Below are 6,392 nucleotides of genomic sequence, written 5' to 3'. Positions count from 1 at the left end.
AAGCTCAGAAAAAATCTTTCAGAACGAGAAATCTCCCTCATGGTTCTAAGCAAAAGTTACACATAATTGTAATTAAGTTCAATTTTGAAGTTAGATAATCATAATATTAAACCGCATCCTGACCTCTTTCACCAGTTCTAATTCTAATTGCTTCTTCAACCTCAGAAATGAAGATCTTACCATCTCCAACTTCCCCTGTCCTCGCTGTGTTAACGATGACATCTATTAAATCCTTGACCTCTTCTTTTGAAATAACTATCTCTATCTTTATCTTCTCTTTTAACTTAACCTCATACTTTACTCCACGATAGACCTTAGTAGCCCCTTTTTGCTCTCCATAACCTGTAATTTGAGTGAGGTTTAATCCATTGATCCCTAACTCCTCAAGTGCTCGGATCAACTCCTCTAATTTTTCTGGTCTAATGATACATTCTATCTTCTTCATCAGCTAACTCCCCTTTCTTATTCTGTTTTATTTACTTCAACAGTCTTCCAATGTGGTGAGACAAAATCAGGATAGGAAATCGAATCATGTTCTGTCAAGTCTAAACCTGCTTTCTCTTCTTCAGGGGAGACACGAAGACCAATTACAGCATCTATTACTTTGAACAAAACATAAGCTGTCGTAAAGGTCCATGCTGCTACACTAAGTACTCCTATTCCTTGCACAACTAATAAGTCAATTCCACCACCATACAATAATCCACCCTCTAGTGCTAAAAAACCAACTGCTAAAGTTCCAAAAGCTCCACAAATACCATGTACTGCAATTGCTCCTACAGGATCATCTACATGAAGCTGGTCAATCACTTCTACAGCATAAATCACAATTATTCCAGCTAACACTCCAATAATTACTGCTCCAACATTACTTACATCAGCAGTTCCAGCTGTAATTCCAACCAAACCAGCTAAAGCACCATTTAAGGTCATACTGACATCTGCATTACCATACTTAATCCAACTGACAATCATTGCTAAAGTCGCTCCTGCTGCTGCTGCTAAATTAGTTGTTACTGCAATCTCAGCAATACTTAAATCAATCCCCGCTAAACTACTACCTGGATTGAAGCCAAACCAACCAAACCAGAGAATAAAGACTCCTAAAGCTGCCATCAATAAATTATGGCCTGGCATAGCATTGATTGAACCATCTTCATTATATTTCCCAATTCTTGGCCCTAAAACAATAGCTCCTGCTAATGCTGCCCAACCACCTACTGAGTGAACAACTGTCGAACCAGCAAAATCAATCATACCCATTCCTTCTAACCAGCCACCACCCCAGATCCAATGACCAACAACAGGATAAATAACTCCAGTAATTACTATACTATAAGCTAAATAGCCACTATACTTAGTTCGCTCAGCCATTGCTCCTGAAACAATAGTAGCTGCTGTTGCTGCAAAGACAGCTTGAAAGATCCAAAAAGCACTAATCGGTATATCCAACCCTAAATGTTCAAATCCTCCACTTAAAAAGAAACCATCTAACCCAATAAATTGATTACCTGCTCCAAACATAAAAGCAAAACCAACTGCCCAATAAATCAAAGAACCTACAGAAAAATCCATTAAATTCTTCATAATAATGTTCCCTGCATTCTTGGCCCGAGTAAAACCAGCCTCTACCATTGCAAAACCTGCCTGCATAAAGAAGACTAAAAATGCAGCTAATAAGACCCAAATAGTATTAATTGCTACTGCATTACTCTTAGCAGTTACCTCAGCCGCCAAAGCTGTAGAACTGAATGCCATTGCCACCGCCACCAAACTTAAAACAAGTAAATTTCTTCTCATCTTCTCCACTCCTCTATACTTATTTACTTATAAATAATAGCTTAAGTTTAATTGATATATAGTGGCACTTTGCCACTATATATCAGTGTACAGTTTACAGTTGACGGTTGACAGTTAAAACCATTAAAAACTTAAATCAAAATCACTATAAACCTGCCAACATAAGGCATTTCAAAGGTCTTAATTTTTTAAGGTTTTGATCTTAACTGTAAACTGTAAACCGTACACTGTCAACTCAATTATGTGTCACTGGAAGTGACACATAATTGTAATAAGCTTTTACTTTTCAAGTAAATAACTCTATTTAAAACTCAGGAATCGGAGGTAGCTGCAACTTATGTTCATTCTTAGCTGCTAACTGCTCTACTACTTGTTGCACCTTCTCATCAGCTTCCCCCGTTAAGATATAACGATCTATCTCTTCATAACTCAACCCTAACTCAGCTTCATCTGTCTGGTTGGCCCATAAACCAGCTGAAGGTGGCTTACTTATAATCTGCTCAGGGATTCCTAATATCTTCGCCACCTCTTTAACTTCAGTCTTAACCAAATTACCCAAAGGAGCCAAATCAATGCCCCCATCACCATACTTAGTAAAATAGCCTAATTTCAACTCACTGCGATTATCTGTCCCCACGACTAGACTATTTCTTAAATTAGCATAATAATATAATGTAGTCATTCGCAAGCGAGGTTTAATATTAGCTAAAGCTAACTTACTATCATGCTTGGCATCTAACTTTACTATTAACTTTTCATAGGTTTCAGTTAAATCAATTATTTCTGTCTCTATCCCGAACTGCTCTGCTACTAATTGAGCATCTTTCTGATCTTGAAAATTACTAACACAAGGCATAATCACACCTAACATCCTATCAGAAAATGCTTTCTTAGCTAATACAGCAGTTACCGAAGAATCTATTCCTCCTGATAGTCCTACTACTGCACCTTTACAATCAGCTTCTTGTACTTTCTTTTTAATCCAACTTACTAAATTCTCTACTATTAATTCATAATCTTTACTTAACATATTATCACTCTCTATCAATTAGTAAACTTTCAAATATTCATCTAATTCCCACTGATGAACCTGAGTTCGATAAATATCCCACTCTATTTGCTTAGCTTCAACAAAATGTTCTAGTACATGCTCCCCTAATGCATCTTGCATCAATTCATTTGCTAATAACTCTTGAACTGCTTCATTAATATTACCTGGTAAACTTTCAATTCCTGCTTCTTCCTTTTCCCCTGCTTCCATAGCAAAGATATTCTCTACTATCTCTTTAGGTGGTTCAATCTTATTCTTAATTCCATCCAATCCAGCTTTTAACATTACAGCAGTTGCTAAGTAAGGATTAGCAGAAGGATCAGGGTTTCTCATCTCTACTCTAGTTCCAGCTCCTCGAGCAGCAGGAATTCTAATTAAAGCACTCCGATTAGATGCTGACCAAGCCAAATAAACTGGAGCTTCATAACCTGGTACTAACCTCTTATAAGAATTAACTGTTGGATTAGTTATAGGAGTAATTGCTTTAGCATGCTTTAATAATCCACCAATATAATAGTAAGCTGTTTGACTTAATCCCAACTCATCATCTGGGTCATAAAATACATTCTCCCCATCTTTGAATAATGACTGATTCATATGCATTCCCGAACCATTTTCCCCAAAGATTGGTTTCGGCATAAAAGTAGCATGTAATCCATGCTCATTAGCAATCGCCTTAGTAACAAATCTAAATGTAGCAATGTTATCTGCTGTCGTTAATGCATCAGAATACTTAAAGTCAATCTCATGCTGACCAGGAGCTACTTCATGGTGTGAAGCTTCCATTTCAAAACCCATCTTTTCTAGAGCTAATACAATATCTCGCCGAGCATCCTGCCCTGTATCAGCTGGCCCTAAATCGAAGTAACCACCTTGATCATTTGTAACTGTAGTTGGGTTTCCTTGTTCATCCTTTTCAAATAAAAAGAATTCTGGCTCCGGGCCAACGTACATCTCATAACCCATCTCTGCTGCTTCTTCTAATGCTTTCTGCAATACATTTCTTGGCCCACCAACAAACGGCTCTCCATCTGGAGTATAGACATCACAAATCAATCTAGCAACTGTCCCACCAGCTTTTGGCCTCCACGGAAAAATAGTAAAAGTATCATAATCAGGCTTTAGATACATATCAGATTCTTGAATTCGAGTGAAACCATCAATTGATGAACCATCAAACATTATCTGCCCATCCAAAGCTTCCTCCAACTGCTCTACTGTAATCGCCACATTCTTAATCACTCCTAAAATATCCGTAAACTGCAACCTAATGAACTTAACATCTAACTCCTCTGCTTGTTGTAATACATCTTCTTTACATAATTGACTCATTTTTATTCCTCCTCAAAATTATTTTCATGTAAGTTTTATGTTAACTTTGTGTTAATTATAACCCTTTAATCTTAGTTTGTCAAGAAAAAATGAAAAAATCTACAATCTTAACATTTAGTTTACGTAGAAGTCACTCGCTATTCAACTTCCTCTTAACTCCAGCAAGGTTCAACCCTTGCTCCAACAGCCCTTTGATCTTTTTTAATCTTTCAATATCATTTTGTGAATAAAGTCTTTGGTTCCCTTTAGTCCGTTCAGGCTCAATCAAACCAGCTTTTTCATAATAACGAATCCGCCGAGCTGTTAATCCAACCCTCTTTTTAGTAACTCCAATAGAATAGATTGAAGTCTCGGGATTATCTCCAGCCACCATACCCCCTCCTTCCAGCCCTCTTCCAGCTTGCCTGTTCTCGCAACTATTCTTAATTCAGGTCGCTCTATAATATCTCCCCTGATTAAGCATTGCATATGATGTCAACTTCTTATACTCTTTTTTAGGCATATACCACTCACCCTTAATCTTCTTCGCTGCTAACTTTCCAGTTTTAACTCTATTTTCTAATACAATTAAAGGTCTACCCACCAAAATAGCAACCTCTTTAAGGTTCATGTATTCTCTATCCTTATACTCCATTTTAGGTCTTCTTAGCTCTCCCAGTGCAGTACACATTTAAATCCCTCCATTCTGTTTCATGTCATCTTTATGTTAAGTATATGTTAATTATAAACCTTGCACTCAGCTTTGTCAAGTTAAAATACCATTTATTTTCAATTCAATTCGGAATTCTATTATATAATTAACATATCATGATACTTTCATTCCCGCTACAGCCAAGTAAAAAATTACATTTAATTGATATTTAGTGGCAAAGTGCCACAATATTGTAATAAACCCACAAAAAAAGCCGAACCATTACGGCTCGGCTTTTCCTTAAACATTAAAACCTGCTATAGAAACCTCTATCTGCTCTACCATTTCAGATAACCTCTGTGAAGACTCCATTAAATCTCGTGAAATTTGACTAATATCATCTGTATTCTCCTTAATCTCCTCAAAAGATTCTCCTGCCTCTTCAATTATATCTTTACCTACCTCTGCTTTCTGTTCAATCTCAAGTACAGCTTGCAAACTTGATTCTGATTTATCTAAAATCTCTTTAATTAAATTGGCAATCTTATCTGTAGCTTGATTTGTATTATCTGCTAAAGCCCTAATTTCATCAGCTACAACTGCAAATCCCTGTCCAGCTTCACCTGCTCTTGCTGCTTCAATACTAGCATCCAAAGCCAACAAATTAGTTTGTTCTGCTATATTAGTAATAAAATTAACAATTTCTTCTATTTCTGCAGAGTTATAGGATTTATCGGCAGAAGACCAGATGGGCTTGCCCTCTGGATGAATGCCGATATTTCTAAAATAATTCGATATTATTTCAGAAATATGATATACTAAAAATAAGTTAAGGTAAATCTAACAACTGAATATATGGAGTTGCAACAGGAATTGAAGCGAAAACCAAGCTCCTCTGTTGCGTAAAATATTCAAGGTATCAGAAATCCTTAATCGTCAGTACCGTAGGGCGTACGGGATTCTAAGCCTCTGGAGAAACTGTAAGACCTACCAAATCTAATAATTGATATTAGGTTGACAATAGGCTTGTTTCTAGGAATGAGGAATCTACGTTGGGCTTGCCCCGTGGAGCGTCAATATTCAATTGATTAATCAAAGTTACTCCCTCTTCTATTGAACTATTGATCTTTTCCATCTGCATAATAGCTGTAGACAAATTATCACTTCCCAGCTCAGTCTGTGCTGCTGCTTGCTGGGCCAAACCACTCACCTGTTGACTACTCGCTGAAATCTGCTGAATACTGGCTGCCATTTCAGTTACATTATCTGCAGTATTTTCGGTAATTGAATTACCTGTCTGAGCTGAAGCAGATAACTCTTGACTACAATCAGATAATACCTCAATTAATTCAGTTAAATTATTGACATCCTCCCCGCCCGTTCCTATCGTCACCTACGAGTCCTAATGGACTCTTCGTGAAACTCATAAAAACAATATCCGAACGGGGATTCCTTAAAGGAACTTGCGAGGTTGTCTGCTGATTAAATGCCAGTCCATTTGTGGTAGGCAAGTATGACGCAAACTTTAGGCTGTGCCATCAGCCCTCCTAAGATAGGCATATAGCCACTTAGGCACTT

8 protein-coding genes are annotated in these 6,392 nt (G+C 37.2%); all 8 read right to left on the bottom strand.

Features of this window, described 5'->3' with window-relative positions; translation table 11 throughout:
• Window positions 1-106: 106 nt before the first annotated feature.
• On the bottom strand, window positions 107-445 hold the full coding sequence (locus MWH25_RS12330; protein ID WP_248627952.1) for a P-II family nitrogen regulator: 339 nt from the start codon (window positions 443-445) through the stop codon (window positions 107-109).
• Window positions 446-462: 17 nt separating this feature from the next.
• Window positions 463-1,800 carry an ammonium transporter gene (locus MWH25_RS12325; RefSeq protein ID WP_248627951.1) on the bottom strand — a complete coding sequence of 446 codons (1,338 nt, stop codon included), beginning with the start codon at window positions 1,798-1,800 and terminating at the stop codon, window positions 463-465.
• A 304-nt stretch (window positions 1,801-2,104) separates the two neighbouring features.
• On the bottom strand, window positions 2,105-2,830 hold the full coding sequence (locus MWH25_RS12320; protein ID WP_248627950.1) for an NAD+ synthase: 726 nt from the start codon (window positions 2,828-2,830) through the stop codon (window positions 2,105-2,107).
• Between the two features lie 18 nt (window positions 2,831-2,848).
• Window positions 2,849-4,183 (bottom strand): type I glutamate--ammonia ligase, encoded by a 1,335-nt coding sequence (gene glnA, locus MWH25_RS12315; RefSeq protein WP_248627949.1) that lies wholly within the window; start codon window positions 4,181-4,183, stop codon window positions 2,849-2,851.
• Window positions 4,184-4,313: 130 nt separating this feature from the next.
• Window positions 4,314-4,553 (bottom strand): MerR family transcriptional regulator, encoded by a 240-nt coding sequence (locus MWH25_RS12310; RefSeq protein ID WP_345947264.1) that lies wholly within the window; start codon window positions 4,551-4,553, stop codon window positions 4,314-4,316.
• Between the two features lie 57 nt (window positions 4,554-4,610).
• Window positions 4,611-4,853 (bottom strand): hypothetical protein, encoded by a 243-nt coding sequence (locus tag MWH25_RS12305; protein WP_248627948.1) that lies wholly within the window; start codon window positions 4,851-4,853, stop codon window positions 4,611-4,613.
• 261 nt (window positions 4,854-5,114) lie between these two features.
• Complete coding sequence (locus tag MWH25_RS12300) at window positions 5,115-5,477, bottom strand: methyl-accepting chemotaxis protein (RefSeq protein WP_428832831.1); 363 nt, start codon at window positions 5,475-5,477, stop codon at window positions 5,115-5,117.
• Between the two features lie 346 nt (window positions 5,478-5,823).
• The gene (locus MWH25_RS12295) at window positions 5,824-6,207 is read right to left on the bottom strand and encodes a hypothetical protein (protein ID WP_248627947.1); all 384 of its coding nucleotides are present in this window, start codon (window positions 6,205-6,207) and stop codon (window positions 5,824-5,826) included.
• Window positions 6,208-6,392: the final 185 nt, after the last annotated feature.

This window comes from Natroniella acetigena (genome assembly GCF_023227745.1).
Classification (GTDB): domain Bacteria; phylum Bacillota; class Halanaerobiia; order Halobacteroidales; family Halobacteroidaceae; genus Natroniella; species Natroniella acetigena.
Note: the sequence above shows the minus strand (reverse complement) of the source record. Positions and strands in the feature narration are given on the sequence as shown.